The following is an 18,932-nucleotide window of genomic DNA, read 5'->3' on the forward strand; positions in this document are numbered from 1 at the left end:
CGTTGACAGCGCTAGCGGCGGCCGCCACGCTCACCGCATGTGGCGGGAGTTCCGGCTCCTCAGATGCGTCGAGCACGACGGGTCAACCTCAAATCGCCGCCTCCCCTCAAAAGGCCCCGATGGGCGGGCAAATTCCCCCACTTGTGGGCACTTAAAATCCCCCACCTAGAGACACGCGAAGCATGTTGCTAGCGCGGTCTGGCAGGACGTTACCTTGCACCCCTCGAATGAATAAGAGGGGTTGTTGGAGTGAATGTCTTGAAGCCGCATCTGCAAACAACCATCGCCACGCTCGTCGCCGCGGGCAAACGTCAGCGGGAGATTGCCCGGGTTACGGGCGTTGACCGCAAGACGATCCGTAAGTATCAGGAGCAATTCGCGGCGGCGCAGGCAAATTCCCCCACGGTGCCCACCGGCCCCGAGCTGCAAATTCCTCCACCCTGCCCACCGACAAAGGGCAGCCAGCTATCGGCCTGCGAGCGACACCGCGAGTTCATAGAAGCCCATTTGCGGTTGCGGCGCAACGCCATGGCCATCTACCAGGATCTGGTGGACCGGTTTGGGTTCGCCGCCGGATATGACAGCGTCAAGCGGTTCGTGCGGACATTGCGTCATCATGAGCCCGCCCAGTTTGACCGGCTGGACTTCCTGCCCGGCGAGGAAGCGCAGGTTGACTATGGCGAAGGAGCCCCGACCCGGGTGCCGGGCACAACCCGCTACCGCAAGCCGCGGCTATTCGTGATGACGCTTCGTTACTCGCGGCGCTGCTTCCGCCGCGTCGTATGGAAGTCCAGCAAGCAGGTCTGGGCCGAACTGCACGAGCAGGCCTGGCGCCACTTTGGTGGCGTTACGCAATACGTCGTCCTCGACAATCTGAAGGAAGGCGTTGTCAAACCGGACCTGTACGAGCCGGAACTCAATCCGGTGTATGCCGCCATGCTCGCTCACTACGGCGTGGTAGCGGACCCGGCTCGCGTACGAGATCCGAATCGAAAGGGCACTGTCGAGAACGCAATCCAGCATACCCAGGGCACGGCCCTGAAAGGACGCCGGTTTGAATCGATCGAGGAGCAGAACGCCTTCCTCGAGCAATGGGAATCGAACTGGGCGGCCAGAAGAATCCACGGCAGCACTCGTCGCCAGGTCCAGGCGATGTTCGAGGAGGAGCGCCCCCATCTGCGCGCTTTGCCCACGCGCAACTTCGAATACTTCACCGACAAAGTCTACATGGTCTGCGACGACACGTGCGTACGGGTAGACCACAGCAGCTACGCAGCCCAACCGGCTTCCATCGGCAGCCGGGTACTGGTGCGTAAATTTGCCCGTCACCTAGAAGTCCGCAACCTCCAGACACAGGCGTTGCTGCGCACTCACATGCTGGCCGACAGGCCGGGCACGGTGCTGCTACCGCAGCACGAGCGGCCGTTCAATCCCTCCCGCGAAACGCGCCGCATCCTCGCGCAGGCCAAGACCATCGGGCCGTCGGCCGAGCGCCTGTGCCAGCATCTGTTCGACACCGAAGGCCGGGTCGGTCAGCGCAAGCTCTGGGGCATCGTCGGCCTGGTCCGGCGCTATCCCCGCCGCCTGATCGAATCGGCCTGCGAGATCGCCATGAGAGAAGGCGTGCCCAGCTACAAGCACGTCAAGGCGCTGACCGAGCGTCTGCTGGAGCAGGCGCTGGCTGAACTGGACGCGCCCGTCCAGGGCGAACTGCCCTTGACCCAGGAACATCACCTCATCCGGGACGGCGATGACTATGCCGACCTGTTCACTCTCGGCGCTAAGCACAGCGCCGCCATGCCATCAAACCACGGAGATATCTCTTGAGCATGAGCCTTGCCGAAATCGACCGCGCGCTGCGCGAACTTCGCCTGTCGGGTATCAGCGCGACACTCGAAACCCGGGTACTGCAGGCCCAGGCCAGCCAGCAGCCGTTCCTCGAAACCTTCTCCATGATTCTGCAAGACGAGCTCGATCGCCGGCAATCCCGGTTGCTCGAACGACGATACCAGCAGTCCGGGCTGGACGAGCGCAAAACCCTGAGCGACTTCGACTGGTCCTTCAATCGAAAGTACCGCGTCAGGCTTGCTTCGAGTTACACACCCTGAAGTTCGTCACCGACAGCGACAACGCATTGCTGATCGGAAAAACGGGCACTGGCAAAAGCCATGTCGCCAAGGCCATCGCCTATAACGCTACCCTGCAGGGAATGAAGGTGCGCTATGTCGAGTCCGACACGGTGTTCGCCGGCTATGCGGTGGAAACACGGGCCGATCAGGATCGGCTGCTCAAGGCACTCGTTGAGCCCGAACTCCTCGTGCTTGACGATCTGTTCCTCGCTAAACGCATCCCTGATGCCGCAGCCGAACTGCTGCAGACCCTTGTTCACCAACGATACAAGCATCGCCGCAGCATTCTCGTCACATCCAACCGCATCGTCCAGGACTGGGGGCGCTACCTTCGCGACAACACCATGGCCTCAACGATTCTCGACCGGCTACTGCATCGCTCCAAGCTCCTGGAGTTTGAAGGCAAGAGCTATCGCCTGCGTGAAGCTGCCACCAGACTTGCCGTCAATGAGGAACCCGACGCATAATCCGCTCGTCCTGCCTGGGGGAATTTAGCCGCCCACAAGTGGAGGAAATTGACCTGCCCATCGGGGCAAAAGGTGACGTTCTTACCACCATCATTGACTGCCCAAGGAGTTTCAGCCACTGGCGACCCGATTGCAGACGGTGTCGCGTTTATGAATGCAGTTCGGCAAAACGTCGGCTACCCGACAGCGATCGTGGTCGACAACGGACTAACTACATCGTCCCAAAATCACGCTGCTTACCTCGTCGCGAACTCGTCGATGGGTCATTACGAAACCGTCGGCCTGCCCGGATATACAGGTGCGTCTCCGTTCGATCGCATCGCGGCCGTGGGCTTCCCGAACATCGCCTCGGAGGTGACGGTTGCCGGCGATGTGCGTGCATTCGTTAGCTCGTTGACCGCCGTCCAACTGATATTCGACGCTCCCTACCACCGTATGGGAATGCTGGAGGATTACGCGCGCATGGGCATAGGCGGCGTTACCGGCAATACGTGGGGGGCGTTCAACATCAATTTCGGAAACCGCACGACCGACCTGCGCTCGTCGCAGGTTGTTGCCTATCCCTACGCTGGTCAAACAGGTGTTCCCACGAAGTGGTACGCGTATGAGGATCCCGATCCATTCGCGTCAGCGCCGCAGTACACGCAAACGTACACCGGCTATCCAGTGACGATCGAGGGGAAGCTGTTTTCGAAGTTGAGTTCGGTGAACATCACCATAACCGACGGCAGCGGCAACGCTGTGCTATGCCAACTGCAGACGCCCCAAAATGACTCGCACCTAACGTCAGGCGCAATGTGCATTCCATTCACGCCGCTCACTGCCAGCTCGGCCTACACGGTGCACGCAGTCGGCGTACTGACCGACCCATTTGAGGCAGGCACGCCTGCGCATCCGATCGACCTGACATGGTCGTTCACTACAGCACCCAGCAGCGATGGGAAGGCGAAGGCGGCGAATTATGGTGTCCGGCCGCCAGTAGTTCAGTAAGCGCCTTCCGCCGAAGAGCAGAGCTTTCGAATTGTCTAGGAAGTCAGTTTCCTGTCGTTGATCAAATAACCATGTGAGACCATGCAAAGCCATATCCTGCCAGTTGCAGTGATCGTCCTTTTAACCGTAATGATCGTCATCATCGCAACCAAGGCAGTCATTTCGAAACCAAGATATAAAGCAGTTCCATTGCTCACTCCTAACGAGACGGAGTTTTTTGAGCGACTTCGTCGCGCGCTGCCGGAGACCTCCATTTTTCCGCAAGTCGCGATGTCCGCAATCATCCAGCCACGCGCCACCGGCAAACAGAGGGTGGTCGACTTACGCCGGATCTCCCAGAAACGCTTTGACTACGCGGTGTACGACAAGCACCTGACGCTCCTCGCAGTCGTTGAGCTTGACGATCGAACCCACGATTCGGCACGTGACGCGGTGCGTGACGCATACCTCTCTAGCGCTGGCATTCGGACAATCCGGTTCCAGTCTAAAGCGAAGCCCGACTTACAAAAAATCCGCGCAGCGTTCTTCCCCTCTAAGAGTTCGAACCTTTCCACAGTCGGCTCTTCTCTTTTCGCTGAAGCGGGCGAGAAGTCCATTACTTGACTCTGCTGAAACGTTGATACGTTGTAGATGATGCGAGCTAACTCGCGTCGCAATGAAACTTAAAGAGATCGCCCATGGGAAACAACAAGAAGCAACCCGTCGATTCGATCAAGTCACTTATCGACCTCACTCAAGCATCGTTTGCAATCGCATGGAAAGCAGTCCTCCTTCTCGGGGGGCTGATCGTCGTCGCCTACTGTTATTTTGAGAGTATCGTGCCCGAAGGGCTTTCACTCAGTGATGCTTTCTTTCTCGCGTCAGCCGCCTTCTCACTTGTATCGCGATAATCGGTGTTGGCTTCTGCGCCTTCGCAACGGTGTGGGCAATCAAGTTTCTCGTCATCGGCAACAACTTCAGGCTTAGGCACCGCGGCCACCCCCCAGCCCACTCGCTTCATTCTGCATTCGATAACGGATCGACGGTCTTCATGTCGTTCCTCAGCCGGGTCTTTCCATGCACGCCAGAGCCCCGCGATCGCGAGCGGCGATTCGTCCGCCATTCCGATCCGCCAACGAACAGCCTTGCCGGTTTCATAATTCGGCTCGTAGAACCGCCGGCACGGGATCAGAGCAAGCTGCAGTTTGTTCCACGCGGAGCGGAAGCTCGTCTTCTGCCCGACCGACTCAGCTCGCGCGTTCATCGTGTCGAACGCCTTCACGCCTTGCGGGATGAATCTGCGCGGGACAATCCCGAAGCTGGCCGCGTCAGTCGAATTGTCACGGTCAATGCGGCGGAAGATCGGGGCAGCGTAATCTTTGTAGATCTCCGGCTTGTAATCAAAATTCGGCACAGGGAAGAGGCTGAAGACGTCGAAACGGTCCTTCGGCGCCGCCGTCCGAGTCTGACCGGCGACCTCCGTCATGGCACCTATTTTGCACGAATTGCTCATTTGGCCTTGCCGCTGAGCAGGACGCTGCCTCCTAAACGAGGCGCGAACGTGGCCGGCCTAGAAACCTACCGCAAGGGGTTCTTATGGCTGCCCGCTCGATTGCGTCGCTGACGCTCAGTTTTGGCCTTGTATCCGTACCCGTTAAGGTCTATACCGCGACCGAAAGCAAGACAGGGGTCGGCTTCAACCTAATGCACAAGGATTGCGGCACCCGGCTTAAACAGCAATACGTCTGCCCCCACGATGGCAAAGTCGTCGAGCGCGCCGACATGGTCAAGGGCTATGAATTCGAGAAAGAGCGGTACGTGATTTTTGAGAAGTCGGAGCTTGACGCACTTGAGGCCAGCGCGAGCCACACCATCGATATCGTGTCCTTCATGCCCACCGAGGCAATCGACCCCATCTATCTCGACAAACCCTACTATCTCGCCCCCGACAAACGCGGCGGCAAACCGTATCGCCTTCTACAAGAGGCGATGAAAGATAGCGGCACCTGCGCTTTAGCCCGTTGGACGTGGAAGGGGAAGCAGCATATGGTGCAGATTCGCGCCGGCAGCGACGGTTTGATTCTTCAGACCTTGCTTTATGCCGATGGGGTTCGCTCCCAGGCCGATATCGGCATCGACCAACCGGAAATCCAGCCGACGGAGCTGCAGCTTGCCGAGCAGTTGATTGAGCAGTATCGCGGCGACAGCTACGACGCGGCAGCGTACAAGGATGAGGAGAAGGAACGAATCCTTGCGGAGATCGATAAAAAGATTGCGGGCAACAAAATCACCGCCGGGCCAGCCGTCGAGCAGCCCGGCGCGCAGGTCATCGACCTTGTAGAAGCTTTGCGGGCCAGCTTGAAGAAAAAAGCAACCGCGGTACAGCCGGCAGCGGCACCGCGCGCTGTACGAAAGACAGCCCGAGCGGCCGAGCCGGAGCCGGAAGTGGCAAACCAAACCGCGGCCACGAAGCGCCGCTCGGTTCGCCGCGCGTCCAACGAAGTTCAACCCGCACCTGCACGCAAGACCGGCACGAAGAGGTGACATGCCCCTCAATGGCTACCGCCTTCGCGACGTTCAGCGCATGCTGGGCGTTTCTCGAAGCGTCGTAGAGAAGCTTGTTGCGGCCGGCTTTGTTTCGCCAGACGGCGAGCGGCGGGACTGGCGCTTTACGTTCCAGGACATCGTCTTGCTTAGGACCGCACAGGCATTGCGCGTGGCTGGCGTGTCTTCTTTGAAGATCGTTCGCGCGCTTGATCATCTGCGCAAGAGCTGGGGCCACCAGGGAGCGCTTACCGGTGTGCGAATTGCGGCTGTCGGCGACCGTGTCGCCGTGCGGGACGATGCGAGCCGCCAGTGGGATGCCGAGACCGGTCAATTGCTTCTGGATTTCGACGGCCTGCCCGCCACGTCAAACATCGCTTCGCTGCAGGCGCCGTTGGCAAACAGAGTGCGGGAAGCGGCAAGCGACCTCTTCCATCGCGCCCGAGCGCTCGAAGATGAGGACATTGACGCTGCCGAATCTGCATACCGGGAAGCACTTGCGCGTGCCCCGGACTATACCGACGCATCACTGAATCTTGGCGGCATCCTCGTCGACACAGAGCGGTACGACGACGCCATAGCGGTCTACCGCGACGCCCTTCGCCACCGACCGACCGATCCCGTATTGCACTTCAACATCGGCGTTGGATTGGAAGATTCTGGCCGCTTACGGGAAGCATTACAGTCCTACGATCTTTGCATCAAATGCGCGTCAGACTTCGCGGATGCCCACTTTAACGCCGCGCGTATCTATGAGGAGCTTGGCGAGGCGAGGAAGGCGATCCGCCACTTCAATGCTTACTGCAAATCGCAGATGGATGCGTAAAAGCGATCGGGACATGTGTTGTTGCGTGCCAACCGGGACAAGAACGAGACACGAAAAGGCAGACCAAACAAACCCGGCTGGAAGCCCACCCCTCAAGCATTTACGAAGTGTGTACTTGAGCTTTCTTAACAGCGTCAAAGCCGTCCGTAACATCGAACAGCGATCCCGATATTTCTTTGACGAGCCTCGCTTGGCACTCAGGCGTAAGGTGCTCGCGACGGCCAAACTGTTCGACGGCTCCCCGCAGGCTTTCCGCGGCCGTCCCGCCGTCTATGGAGTCGATCTTGCCAGCGTGAAAAACCTTGGCGATACCATGACTGCGCAGAATCCGGGCAAAGTCGCCCAACTGTGACGGAAGGTGCGGCGCAGACTGCTTGCTCGCAAGCTCTCTCTCCAGACGCTCGATTTTCTCGGCCATAGCCTGAACCGCAACTGATTCAGCTTGTGTGCTCACGTTTTTTGTTTCCTTTGGGTTGGATCGCAAGCGAATCGCACGTGCCGCTGCTCGAATCCGTTTTGCCGCGCCATGCGGCGTATCGCACACCGCAGTCCAGTCATGGTGCCGCCACTGGATGACTTCGGCCGCTTCATTCAACGAACGCGCAGCGACCACCTCGCGAACTTCGTCCGCGACTTCATTCCACCATGCCGAACTTTCACCCTCGCTCGCGCGCGGATCGACAGCGTGGCGGTAGATTGTCTTTGCGGCTTCAAGTGCGATCGCCATTGTTATCCTATGTCAAACGAGCCGTCCGATCCAACCGACCGGAACGAGCCAGACCACGAGCGCCGCGATAAGCGCGATGAAGAGAACCCATAAGCCAAGTCGCAACGCAAGGTTCCTTTTCGATCGGCGCTCAGTCATTGACTATCCTAAGAAGTGTCTTCCGAAATTTATTACTTACCTCATGCATCGTTGCGTGCGGACATCACAATCTTCACGTTGTGCGTCATAGTTACCTCGGCTTCGGTGGCGTTGGTTACGCGTTCTGATATGCGATGCAAACCTCTCGCGGCAAACTCGTCACCGCTATGAGAAATTCGACAGCCGATTCATCCGACACGCGGCCTTCACCCGAAGGCGAAACTGTCAGTAGATGCGCATAGGCAAGCCAGTCCGACTCGGCTTGCGCGTCGAGCTTCCCACCATGCCCCAAGAAATTGTGGTATCGGAGATTTGCTGCTTGAAGCTGATCGAGCTGAGTGTCGGACAGGCTGTCGTAGGGTGAGCGCCATCTTCTTTCTTGCGATCGTCATATTTGGTGTTCCTGTTTCTCAATTCGTTCGAGCTGCAGAAGCCCAATCAAAGAATCGACATCCGAGAACCACGCGTCAACCGTTTGGTAGTCCATCGGATCAACGATGAAAACCTTACCGTCGCGTGCTCGCAGGAGAATGTGGTGGGTCTCGTCAGATGCGCCGATAAGGCATACGCCCTTCTCGGCTAGTTTTCGATCATCGGTCTCGTCTTGGATTGCCTCAGCGGTCCAGAGCCTCGGTCCATATCCGTTTTCGACGCCGTGGGGATGCGCGATTAGATATGCTTCGAACTCTGCCGGGACGCCCACACCAAAGGACCGTTTGAACCACTGCGCAAAGCTCATCTGTTTTCCGTGGTATCAGTCCAGCCGCATCGCGACTCTCTTGCTCACTTTCGAAATGGCGATTGGTCAAAGTCAGACCACTTTGGACGGCCAATGCAAACCCGAGGCCGACCGCCAAGACGGAGCCGTGACGCAACAAGGACAGGTTCGCGCTCGTAAGCGTTTCGAGTAGCGGAATAATGTGGCCGTGTGCGTATCCCGCGAACAACAGCAGCGCGAGCGCGGAAACCAGCAACGCCCATGCGCTACGGCGCACGTCACGATTCACGTCTCTGAGCAACCCTTTCATATCTTCGTGCAGGCTCATAGTTTTCCGTTGCTTCAAGTGGCGATAGACCTTGCTTTAACAAGCGCTCGTTTCTGACGAAGTTTGTGTTCGCGAACAAGTTGCGCCGCTATCCAAATGTCACCGATAGAGGGGTTCCGGCTGTTCATTTTGCTTACCAAGGAATCCACATAATCTCGGTCGGCAACTGGATCGAGGTCCGCTCGATCCCCAAGCGATTCGATTATGTCCAACAATCCCCTCGATATCACATGCGCTGCCTTAACTCGTTGCTCTGCCGTACTTCGATCAAATGCGACATGGGCTTCCGCTGTTGACGGTTCTTCGTTTTCCCACGATAGCTTAAACATCATGCGGCTTTTCTAAATCTTGTACGGCACGCGGACACCCGGCTCGTCCGCTGGAAAGTCCTTTGTATTTCGCGAAACGAGCAGCAGCGAGTGAACCTGTGCCGACGCCCACACGATCGCATCGGGAAGACGAATCTTTTTAGCCCGGCGAATGTCGACGGCGCGATTGGTGACGGCACTGTCTACCGCGATGACATCAAATGAATCGAGCCATGCGCGGATCGCGGCGTCTTCTTCTGCGGATGCCCCGACCAGCACCTCCATCCAGGTGATCGCGCTGATCGCGCGATACTCATAGCGGGCGATTTCTTTCTTGGCTGCGCTGACCCCGTTGAGATAGTCAATGAGGATATTCGTATCGAAGAGCGCCTTCACCATTCGGAACGAAGCTCCTGCTGGTACGCAAGGCCATCCGTCTTCCGGCTCTTCCACAGACCGAATACTTCGGTTCCGAGCGCGCGCTTGCGCTGTGAGATATACGCCTCAATGGCATCGCGGATGACGGCTGCGCGTGGCCGCTGTTCTGCCTCCACAATCACCGCGAGGTCGTCAACCTGCGACTCCGGCAGATCAACCAGGATACGACTCATAACCACCTCCATTGCATGATATATACATCGTATATCAATCGAAGATCTTTCGCAAGCGGTGTGTCCGGTTTATCGGCAGAGAAGCGACGGTTATTTAGTCACGCGTTGCGCATCCGACGCCGCGTCCCCCTTCGGTTTCGTAGCTCAGACGGCGGCCGTGACCGGAGCCGTCGGCGTCGCGCGGCGGCGGATAAATTCGGCCGACCCGCTTCAACTGGCTGTTGGCGGTTAAGCCACGGCCCGGTATGATCGTATGCCCCGAAATGTCGCGGTGCACCGTCAGTCGTGCCCAACCGCCCGTCGCATGGCAGCCGTGATACCTTGGCGCGTTCTGAAAAAACCGTCCCAAGGATCCGCCGACAGAGTTTGGACGCGTTGCGCAGCATTCTGGATGGTCCACTGGTCTGCCGCCCTGGCACTCTCGAGCTCTTCCCAGGCGATCGGCATTGATACGCCAAGCCCGGGTCGGGCGCGCGCCGAGTACGCCGCCGCCGTGCTGGCGCCCTTCCCGTTGCGAAGATAGTCAATGAAGATCTTTCCGACTCGATTTTTTGGGCCGAGGACAGCAGAGAATCGCTCGGGCATGAGGCGCGCCATGTAGCGCGCGACGGCGCGCGAAAAGGCTTTTACTTCGTTCCATTGCTGTCGGCGGGTCAGCGGCACGACGATATGAAAGCCCTTGCCACCGCTTGTCTTGATAAAGCTTTTGAGTCCGATCTCATCGAGCAGCACCTTGGACACCTTCGCGGCGTCGACCATCATCTGCCACGGCAGCGCCGGGTCAGGGTCCAGATCAAGGATGAAACGATCAGGATGGTCGAGGTCCGGCTGAACAGCGTTCCAACTATGCAATTCGATGACGTTCATCTGAGCGAGGCCGATCAGTGCTTCATGTTGGTCCACAACAAGCAACGGTGAATGACCGGGATGCATCGAGACCGGCAGTCGCGTGATGCCGGGGATCTTGGAACGCTCCTCGTGCTTCTGGAAGAACATTTCGGATTTGATGCCTTCGGGCGCGCGCACGAGCGATATCGGTCTGTCTTTGAGGTAGGGCAAGGCAAACTCGGCGATCGTATCGTAGTAGCGAACGAGATCGATTTTGGTGACGCGCGTCACGTCGTCAATGACGCGCTCGGCATTCGACACTTTCACGCCGGCGACGATGAGATTCCCGCTGCGGCCGGGAGTGCTGCGGCTCGCGCCTTTGCGTAGGCTCTGACTTTTCGGCTTCTCTATGTCGACTACCGTCTCTTCGGTCACGGTATTGGCGGACTTGTCATCTCGCATGCCATGAAAAACCGGGTGACGAACCTCACCCGCAGGCGTCCATTCAAGGAACGATGCTTCCAGAACGAGCTCGGGCTCGATCCATACGAAGTCGCGATCCTTCTCGCGCTGCGGCGGGTTATAGAATGGCGGATCTTGCCGAACCAGCACGCGCGCTCTCTCTTCGAGCTCGGCTAGTGGGCGCGGTTTCAACTCTGCCTTCACGGTCCCGGCGAAACGCAAGCTACCGTCTCGCTCGTGCACTCCGATCATAAGCGACCGTATGCCAGCTTTAGCACCGGCGAGACGCGTATAGCCGCCCACGACGAATTCCTGCCTGCTCAGGCATTTGAGCTTGATCCAAGCCGTCGAGCGACCGGAGCGATAAGGCGCATCGGCGCGCTTGCCGATAATCCCCTCGAGCCGCATTTGGCACGCCGATGCGAGCAAGGATTGCGGATCCTCATTGAACGACTCGCTGAAGCGGACGCGCTCGCTCGGGGTCCGGGCGATCAGTTCGCCCAGCAATTGCCTGCGCTGCGCGAGTGGTAATGCCCGTAGGTCACGCCCGTTCAGAAACGGAATGTCGAAAGCGAAGAATGTAAGTTGTGCCGTGCTGCGGCGGTCGAACGCATTTTGAAGCGCGTTGAAGTCTGGAACGCCGCTTTCGGTGAGTACGACGACTTCGCCGTCAAGCCACGCATTATCGACTGGTATCGCCTCGATCGCGTTCGCAAGCGCGGGCATCTTGTTCGTCCAATCGTGCCCGCCTCGCGTAATAAGCTTTACGCGCCCGCTATCGAGCCTGCACATCAGACGATAGCCATCAAACTTGATCTCATAGGACCATACGCCATTCGTAGGCGGACGACTTGCGAGCGTCGCTAGTTGCGGGGCGATCGACTCGGGAAGTACGGCACTGGATGGTGCACGGGAGGGCACGGATAGTTTCGCCATTCGTTGGGCGAGATCGTCTCAGAACCCTACGCCTACGCCGACACCACCTCAGCCTCCGCCTCCGAACCTGCCGCCTCCTACGCCCACGCCGATGCTGGGACCGGGCGCATAGTAGCCGGGGCCGTATGCAGGATCCTCGTAACCATAAGGGGGCGCGGACACGCATCCGGAGAACGCCGCCACAAGCGTCACACTAAAAAAAGTCTGAGCATGATCTTCTCCCGTGTTGCACGTTCCAGCAAAAACTAATCCCAGATTGGAAACTGGAGTGAGCTGTCGGAAGCGCTTTCAGTCCTCTCACACACCGTTGGTGGCGCGATACTATGGCCGAGACGGTAAGTCAAAACCCGCCGGTGCATGCTCGGTTAGAAGTTTTCATCGAGCCAGGCTTTGGCCCACCCGATCGCACGCAGATGTGCGGCGCTCGCAGTGTCAAAATAGCCGATGTCGGAAAAATTAAAAATTTGCCCATCCGCCTGATCCTCAGACGGCTGCCGCTCAACCGAGCACCGCGAATGCCGATAGTGGCCAGTCTGCTCCGGCTGGGATTCGATGGTCCATTCTTGATACTCAACTTTCATATGATGCTCAGAGACAGCCATGGTTTCGATTTTTAAAGAGAGGACGCGAGACGGCGAAATCGCTCGCGCGTTAAATCTTGCGCTTCATGCTTTTAGCGTCCACTCCCGCGCCGAGGTGACGATGGAAGGTGAACGTATCGTGCTGGATTTTACGCGGGAGACTGCTGCCCTGATGCACGCCCTCCGATTGCTTGGCGTGCAGCCCGGTGAGATTCTGCCAGCGCCCAACTTCGACGAATTCGATCTCGGAAAGAAAAACGTCCCGGGGTTTTAGCCCGGGACGTGTTCGAAAGTAGATGGGCGGTTGCTACGCCGCTTCTGCAAAGAGATTGAGTTGCCTCGCGTCATAGCCTAGCAACTGGTCGTGGACGGTATCGCTGATCGCATGAGCAACAAGATGCGCGTCGAGGTCAGCGGGCGTCATGTTCAGACGCTGCGCGAGCCGCGAGAAGTACTGCCCGCGCTTTGCCATCTCCTGATACCGCTGGGCCATGCCAGTCGGCAACTTCACGATGCCCTCGTTCAGCCAAAAATGCGCTGAGTCGATTGCGTCGCGATGCTGCGTGTCCAGCATGAACGCAGTGTGGTAGGTGCAGGTGACGAACAAGCATGCTGCTTGCGCATCGACGTCGAACTGCGAAGTCTCCTCGAAATACACCGTCTGCTCGCTGCCGGTCGTCCGCGCATAACCGACGAGCGGTTGCCGGTGCATGGCGATCCGTTCTTCGATTTCCGGATCGTCATCGGCAGATCCATCAACGCCGTAGTAGTCAGCGTAGGCCATAAAGGCTTGCGCATAGCCGGTCTTCTGACCACTGGCGTATTGCTCCAGCCACGGCGGCGTCATTGGCGGACCCCGTTTTGGGGTTGCACTCTGCCGCCGATGATCAGGAAGACCTTCGTATCGACGTTCCGAACCCACGGGCGAACTTCACCCGCGTGCGTCGCGGTGCCGGCGATGTAGCCAATCGCCGCTTCGAGGTTGGGAAACTGCTCGGGCGATGCGCCCAGCTTGGCTGCTTCAAACATAAAAACACTCCACACAAAAAATGCGGAGCGACCCCAGCGGGTCGCTTGCCCGCAGGGGTTGAGAAACGAGATTGGAGGGCGATTTGTGCCGCTTACTCGACCAGCTTGACGCTTTGCCACCAGCGACCGCCCGAAGGCAGGTCTCTGACGAAATCGAAGTTCTCCGCTTCGTCGCGCGTGAGCTCGATCAGCCCGCCCTTCAACATGGCCGCCTGGAGATAGACGACGTTCGCGAGGGCGAGCGCGCCATGCTGTTCGGCGATGCCGGTCAGCGTTTCGACCGCATCCAGCAGTTCTGCATTGAACTGCTTCGCGTCAGCAGCGAGGCGCAGCGACACGTCAGCGTCGGCGATCGCGGCCACCACCGCATCGCATTGGGCTTGCGAGTCGTCGGGTCCGTACTGGTCGGGCTTGATCCAGCTTCGGACCACCATGTCATTGAGTACATCGTCGACTAAATCGGTGCAGGAATAGGCCATGGAAGGCTCCAGTGAAGAAGTGAAAAGAATTGGGCCGCCGTCAGATGCGACGCAGACGGCCTGTATCGAATGCAGACGCGCCACGCAGGAACGGCGGGCGCGGCTGCTGCGTTTGCGCATTCGCGGGTGCCGCGTGCTGCGCGGGCGGCTGGTGAGCGGCCGCGTTTGACGGAGACGGACTACCGGCTGCCGCGAGCAACAGCATGAGAAGGTTTGCCATAGGAATAGCGCCGGAAGGCGCAAGAGAAGGGTCGGAAAAACGAGAAGCGCCCCTTGTGGGGGCGACTCCCCACAAGGGTTGATAAGAAATCAGGCGGCAAGCGCCTGTACGTCGATGACTGCGTCGGCCTCTGCCACAAGATCGGGCGTCTGCGAGATGAAAAACTCCCGCTGATACCCGCCCTGTCGAAGGACTTCGCGTTTCATGCGCATGAACTGCACTTTGCGCTGCGGATCGAGCGGGCCGTCTGACTCGTCGCTGAACAATGTCTGATACGGCTGTCCCGTGTTCTGTGCGAGGTAAAGCGCAATGCCGCGCGTGAGGCACTCGTTGATCCAGACTTTCTGGCCGCCCGACATCACCGATACCGACTTGCTGCTGTCGGCCTCAGCGTCGTGGACGATGATCTCGAACCCCTCGCGCAACTCGCCACTGGCAAGCGCTCGTTGCGTACGGATCTCAACGGTGAAGCGCATCCCATAACACGCAAGCAAAAGCTCATTGACCATCTGCGTGAGCGCGGGACCCGCGTCGTCGATCGTGAGTGCTACCACGCCGTCGTTGCCGAGGCCCTTTGCCAACAGCTTCCACTTAGCGATTTCGTCCGAGAGGCGATCCGCGCGTGACTGCTTCGCGGAAAACTTCTCCAACTCCACCGCAAGCGCTTCGCCTTCAGCCTGAAGCACGCTTTGCGAGCGAATCAGAGCTTCGATCCGGCCCTCGAGCGCCGCCAAGACTTCACGGTTCGCGCCCAGGTCGCGATCGAGCGTTGCAATCGCGGCCGTCACATCGACGGCTGCGAGTCGCGTCGCCTCATCAGCGATGCGAGCAAGTTCAGCGGTCGCACGGGCCTTTTCAGACTCGAACTTGGCTGTCCTCGCAGCTCCCTCTTCTGCAATCGAGCGGGACTCCGCTTGCGCGGCTTCCAGTCCCGATGTGGCGGCGTCCAGAAGTGGCTTGCTCGCAGCAAGTTCAGTTGCGACCTGCAGCGCGCGTCGAAGTTTGCTTACCTCATCGGTAATGGCCAACATCTCCACGCGCTTTGCCGCCAATTTAGCAGGCACCGTAGCCAACTCATCGGCTTGCTTCAACTTCGCACGATACTTCTCACGAAGATCAGTCACGGAGACCGCGTAGGTCGCGGCCTGCTCCTTCGCATGCAGCGCTTGCGACAGCAACGGGCAGCTCGCGTGCATTGAGTGACCCACGCACGGAACCTGTTCCACCACCGCCGCTTGCTTATTCAGAACATCGAGGTGCGTCTTCTTCGCGCGCCCGTCGCTCTGCAACGTCGCCAGCGACACATTCAAACCACTGAGCGTCGCGTGGTTCACTTCAAGCTCAGCGATCTCGCGTTGCAACGGCGAGAACTTGGCTTCCTCCCGAGCAATGCCGAGTTCAGCTTCTTCGCGCTTGGCGGCAGCACCGAGAATCGCATCTCGACGAGCAAGCGTGGACTGATGCGTGACGATTGTCCGATTCAGCGCTGTGATGCGTTGCAGATGTCGAGCGAAAGCAGCTCGCTCGTCTTCAGCAGCAGCTCCCATCGCCTTCGTCACTTCTTCTCGCCGCACACCCAGTTCACGCAGACGCGCTTCAACCGACGCGGACTCGCTTTGCTTCGCAGCAAGCGTGGCGCGCTCTTGAGTGAGCTTGCCCGCGCGTGAAAGACCGTCCTCACGTTGCGCGCGCGCCATAGACAAAGCTGCGCTTTGCGCGGCAATGGCTTGCTCACCCTCGGCTTTGCGCTGTCGCTTACCGGCAAGGGCCACAAGCTCCGACTGGACGCCATTAAGCGACTTAGCGAGCAGCTTGACCACGTCGCCTGCTTTCGCCGACAACGCTTTCAGATGCTCGATGCCGAGCAACTCTGCCAGAAGCGTCTTGATCTCGCCTGCACCGTAAGTTGCAAGCGGGCGACGGTTTTGTGCCGAGAACACGCTGGTAAAAAACGTTTCGAGCGAACCGTTGATCGCCTCGACACAGCGGTTATATGACTCCGCCTTGCCGTCCGACACCGTGCCGTCAGGAAGGGACACCGGACGCCACGTGCCGTCGACGCCTCGATAGGCAAGGTAGTACTCCGCTTTACCTGTCTTGCCGGGCTTTCGGAACGTGAACGAGGAACGATAGCGAATGCCATCGTGTTCCCATTCGAGTTCCTTCAGCGCACTGGTGCCACAGATGTGATCCCAGTACGAGAAGGCGTCGACCGACAGCTTCGAGGCCCGTGAGGGCATGATGGGGTACGGGTGCAAGTTGTCCATGAGCGTCGTCTTCCCTGCCCCATTAGGGCCGGTCAACGCGATCAGGCCATCAGGCAACGACTCCAGATCAAGCGTGATGCTGTCTCGCTTCATGCCGTCGCGAATGCCGACGAATCCTTCGAGTGTGAGTTTCAGAGGCCGCATGACAATCCCTCCGAATCTGACATAGACGCAGACAGCGATGCCATCTGGGAATAGAACGCATCGTCGTCCTCGTTGGGAAACGGCGCGTGAACATCCGTCGCCACGACCGCACGCTCAGGTACACGCAGCGTCCCATCGAGTGCAGACGCCACGTGCTCGCAGGCTCTGCTGAACTCGCGGCGCGCATTCGTCAGCAGCTCTGACCAGCCGCTATAGCCGGTCAGGCTGCGGATTTCCGCCGCAGACCACTGACTCGCATAACCTTCCTGATACGACCAGAGGAGATGCTGCATTTGCACTGTCGGGGTGATAGCAACTTCGGCGGCCCCAGGTGTGGTGGCCAGCAACAGCAACGTCTGACCAAACTGAGCCACGACAGCGCCGCGATGTTCGCCGAACGGCTGATGCTGGATCGCAGCGGTAAAGCCGGCCAAATCGACCAACGACTTTTGAAGATCACGCGATGAGCAGCCGCCCAACTCGAAAGCGCAGACCCAGTTGAGGCCAGCAGGATAAAGACCAAACATAATGCACTCCGTTATGGTGGGCGGGAATGCGGCCCCGGTAGGGAACGCTCCCCGCCAGGGTGAAAGAAGAAATGAACTGCTAGAGAAAGGTCCTGCCACTACGAATCGATGCGTCAAAGACGCGGCGAAACCTGTGTTTCGATAGCGACGTTGATAGTCGGCTATCGGAACACGGCTTGCGTGTTCAAGCAAAGGAGCCGTTACTGGCCTCCCCTGCATGCGCGGCTACCTACGCCCCAAACAAATCATCGTTGAGCCACGAAAGGTGATCTGTCTCAGCCGACTCGACGATTTCCACCGTCGCATCTGGCATGGGCAGTGCATCGTCGCAAAGATCGCCATCCGGAGCTGCGTGGGCCGTCACCGGTGCAGGCTCGGATAAGCTCGACACAGCGTCAGCGTAGCTCAGTCGCGCCAGCACGCCAGCGGCGATTGCCTCTGCGTCCCCCGTTTCCAGCAACTGCAGTCGGTCAAGCAAGGGCGCCGGATCAACGTCAGCGTGCTCGCACCAACGCTCAAGCTTTCGGTCAATCGACGTTTCTAGGCTGATGCCTTGGGCGCGTGACCGGACGACGGGAAGAATGCGAGCTTCGACCTTCAGATCGGCCGCGTTGCCGAACAGCGCCGCGATCGCGTCGCGGTCCACTGACTCTTTGTGCTCTTCGTCGACCTGCCAACGAATTCGCACAAACTTGTCGGTCGCATCGAGCGCGATTGCCGTCAGGCGTTGCATGTCGGGCGGTCCGTCAAAGTCGACGCAGATCGTCTGCCAGGACGGCGTCACGATCAGATTGGCTTGCGCCCTTCCCACCTCGACATTCCACATGAGAAAGCCCTTGTCGCCTTCCTCACCGTAGTGGAAACGCCCAATCGAACCGGGATACGCCACAACGCGCCCTGCTCGCTCCCACTGCTGTGCTTTATGGATGTGCCCAAGCATGAACGCATCGCATTCGGCCTCGAACAGACTGCCAAGCGAGAACTCATGATCGAACCCCGCCATCGTCACGCCGTGCTCAGTCGTACAACCGTTGACCGTGCCGTGTGAAACCCCAACAGTCCGGATGCCTGCGGCACGAAGCTGCTGGTTGACGCGACCCGCAGCGGCCAGATAGTCGCCCAGCACGGCTTCAAGACCCGTCCCGGCTTCCTTAGCACCAACGGCGGCCGCAAGTTGTCCCTTGTTGACCGTGGGCAAACAAGTGAACACGACATCGGCGCCTATCGCGAGGACCTCGCGCAGCTCCTCGTCTGAATACACCGGGCCGCTCGATGCATAGAACCGCCCTTCATGAAGGCTCACCTGCTGCACGCGTTCCGCCACATAGATCTGATGCGTTGTAGCCATCAGTTCGAAATTGCGTAGCGTGCCCGGCGGTTCATGCGAGAACGTGCCCTGCAGCATTAAGACCGGCATGCTGCCGCTCAGCCCATTGATGCGCCGAGCAAGGCGATTCAACGAAGGCGCATGGGCGTCGAGGCGATGGTCCGTCGCGTCGCCCGAAATCACCGCAACATCGGCGTGCGCGAGAACGGCGTGGTCGATGGAAAAGCCAAAGCAGCGATCCGACTCTTCGACGTTTCCCGGCGCATAGTGCAAGTCAGAAAAATGAGCGATTTTCACGTCGCCTCCACAATAAAAAATGCCGCCCCGTTTCCGGAAAGCAGCTCAATTGAGCCAACGCCAAACCTCG

At 58.9% G+C, this 18,932-nt stretch carries 19 protein-coding genes and 1 pseudogene; 7 read left to right on the top strand and 13 right to left on the bottom strand.

From position 1 onward, the window contains the following. The first annotated feature begins 249 nt into the window (after positions 1-249). The 4 genes and pseudogenes from istA to P9292_RS01265 all read left to right on the top strand — a co-directional run bounded on the left by istA (position 250) and on the right by P9292_RS01265 (position 4,189). Entirely contained in the window at positions 250-1,827 is a 1,578-nt protein-coding gene (istA, locus tag P9292_RS01250; protein WP_309852691.1) for an IS21 family transposase, read from the top strand. Positions 1,828-1,829: 2 nt separating this feature from the next. Continuing rightward, positions 1,830-2,596 (top strand): annotated as a pseudogene (istB, locus tag P9292_RS01255) (IS21-like element helper ATPase IstB). Positions 2,597-2,746: 150 nt separating this feature from the next. Beyond that, the gene (locus P9292_RS01260) at positions 2,747-3,586 is read left to right on the top strand and encodes a CAP domain-containing protein (protein WP_309852694.1); all 840 of its coding nucleotides are present in this window, start codon (positions 2,747-2,749) and stop codon (positions 3,584-3,586) included. An 81-nt stretch (positions 3,587-3,667) separates the two neighbouring features. Continuing rightward, positions 3,668-4,189 carry a DUF2726 domain-containing protein gene (locus tag P9292_RS01265; protein WP_309852696.1) on the top strand — a complete coding sequence of 174 codons (522 nt, stop codon included), beginning with the start codon at positions 3,668-3,670 and terminating at the stop codon, positions 4,187-4,189. A gap of 199 nt (positions 4,190-4,388) precedes the next feature. Here P9292_RS01265 and P9292_RS01270 read toward each other — a convergent pair whose 3' ends face one another. Beyond that, a complete protein-coding gene (locus P9292_RS01270) occupies positions 4,389-5,078 on the bottom strand; it encodes an SOS response-associated peptidase family protein (RefSeq protein ID WP_309957823.1) in 690 nt (229 codons plus the stop codon). An 83-nt stretch (positions 5,079-5,161) separates the two neighbouring features. Here P9292_RS01270 and P9292_RS01275 point away from each other — a divergent pair, with 83 nt between their 5' ends. Further along, positions 5,162-6,109, top strand: coding sequence for a Ku protein (locus P9292_RS01275; RefSeq protein ID WP_309852702.1), 948 nt, complete (start codon positions 5,162-5,164; stop codon positions 6,107-6,109). A 1-nt stretch (position 6,110) separates the two neighbouring features. Further along, a complete protein-coding gene (locus P9292_RS01280; RefSeq protein WP_309852704.1) occupies positions 6,111-6,935 on the top strand; it encodes a tetratricopeptide repeat protein in 825 nt (274 codons plus the stop codon). A 100-nt stretch (positions 6,936-7,035) separates the two neighbouring features. On the opposite strand, the gene P9292_RS01285 is transcribed toward P9292_RS01280, so the two are convergent. The 6 genes from P9292_RS01285 to P9292_RS01310 all read right to left on the bottom strand — a co-directional run bounded on the left by P9292_RS01285 (position 7,036) and on the right by P9292_RS01310 (position 12,572). Beyond that, on the bottom strand, positions 7,036-7,662 hold the full coding sequence (locus P9292_RS01285; protein ID WP_309852706.1) for a hypothetical protein: 627 nt from the start codon (positions 7,660-7,662) through the stop codon (positions 7,036-7,038). A 526-nt stretch (positions 7,663-8,188) separates the two neighbouring features. Continuing rightward, positions 8,189-8,539, bottom strand: coding sequence for a hypothetical protein (locus P9292_RS01290; protein WP_309852709.1), 351 nt, complete (start codon positions 8,537-8,539; stop codon positions 8,189-8,191). A gap of 648 nt (positions 8,540-9,187) precedes the next feature. Beyond that, complete coding sequence (locus tag P9292_RS01295) at positions 9,188-9,553, bottom strand: type II toxin-antitoxin system VapC family toxin (protein ID WP_244832111.1); 366 nt, start codon at positions 9,551-9,553, stop codon at positions 9,188-9,190. Then, a complete protein-coding gene (locus P9292_RS01300; RefSeq protein ID WP_214884913.1) occupies positions 9,547-9,765 on the bottom strand; it encodes a ribbon-helix-helix protein, CopG family in 219 nt (72 codons plus the stop codon). Before P9292_RS01300 ends, P9292_RS01295 begins: the two co-directional genes overlap by 7 nt. A 279-nt stretch (positions 9,766-10,044) precedes the next feature. Next, positions 10,045-11,991 carry a DNA ligase D gene (ligD, locus tag P9292_RS01305; RefSeq protein ID WP_309852715.1) on the bottom strand — a complete coding sequence of 649 codons (1,947 nt, stop codon included), beginning with the start codon at positions 11,989-11,991 and terminating at the stop codon, positions 10,045-10,047. A gap of 365 nt (positions 11,992-12,356) precedes the next feature. Next, complete coding sequence (locus tag P9292_RS01310) at positions 12,357-12,572, bottom strand: hypothetical protein (RefSeq protein WP_309852718.1); 216 nt, start codon at positions 12,570-12,572, stop codon at positions 12,357-12,359. 19 nt (positions 12,573-12,591) lie between these two features. On the opposite strand from P9292_RS01310, the gene P9292_RS01315 reads away from it, so the two are divergent. Continuing rightward, positions 12,592-12,846, top strand: a complete 255-nt coding sequence (locus tag P9292_RS01315; protein ID WP_309852721.1) for a hypothetical protein — start codon at positions 12,592-12,594, stop codon at positions 12,844-12,846. 33 nt (positions 12,847-12,879) lie between these two features. Here P9292_RS01315 and P9292_RS01320 read toward each other — a convergent pair whose 3' ends face one another. The 6 genes from P9292_RS01320 to P9292_RS01345 all read right to left on the bottom strand — a co-directional run bounded on the left by P9292_RS01320 (position 12,880) and on the right by P9292_RS01345 (position 18,862). Further along, positions 12,880-13,419 (bottom strand): hypothetical protein, encoded by a 540-nt coding sequence (locus P9292_RS01320; RefSeq protein WP_309852724.1) that lies wholly within the window; start codon positions 13,417-13,419, stop codon positions 12,880-12,882. Beyond that, positions 13,416-13,601 carry a hypothetical protein gene (locus P9292_RS01325; protein WP_309852727.1) on the bottom strand — a complete coding sequence of 62 codons (186 nt, stop codon included), beginning with the start codon at positions 13,599-13,601 and terminating at the stop codon, positions 13,416-13,418. The genes P9292_RS01320 and P9292_RS01325 overlap by 4 nt, the downstream gene beginning before the upstream one ends. 92 nt (positions 13,602-13,693) lie before the next feature. Further along, positions 13,694-14,200 (bottom strand): hypothetical protein, encoded by a 507-nt coding sequence (locus P9292_RS01330; RefSeq protein ID WP_309852730.1) that lies wholly within the window; start codon positions 14,198-14,200, stop codon positions 13,694-13,696. A 189-nt stretch (positions 14,201-14,389) separates the two neighbouring features. Next, the gene (locus P9292_RS01335) at positions 14,390-16,711 is read right to left on the bottom strand and encodes an SMC family ATPase (protein WP_309852733.1); all 2,322 of its coding nucleotides are present in this window, start codon (positions 16,709-16,711) and stop codon (positions 14,390-14,392) included. Then, positions 16,699-17,238, bottom strand: a complete 540-nt coding sequence (locus P9292_RS01340) for a hypothetical protein (RefSeq protein WP_309852736.1) — start codon at positions 17,236-17,238, stop codon at positions 16,699-16,701. Before P9292_RS01340 ends, P9292_RS01335 begins: the two co-directional genes overlap by 13 nt. 229 nt (positions 17,239-17,467) lie before the next feature. Next, positions 17,468-18,862: a metallophosphatase family protein gene (locus P9292_RS01345; RefSeq protein ID WP_309852739.1), complete on the bottom strand. Its 1,395-nt coding sequence runs from the start codon at positions 18,860-18,862 to the stop codon at positions 17,468-17,470. Positions 18,863-18,932: the final 70 nt, after the last annotated feature.

Origin of the sequence: Caballeronia sp. LZ001, from assembly GCF_031450875.1 — a bacterium.
Taxonomy (GTDB): Bacteria; Pseudomonadota; Gammaproteobacteria; order Burkholderiales; family Burkholderiaceae; genus Caballeronia.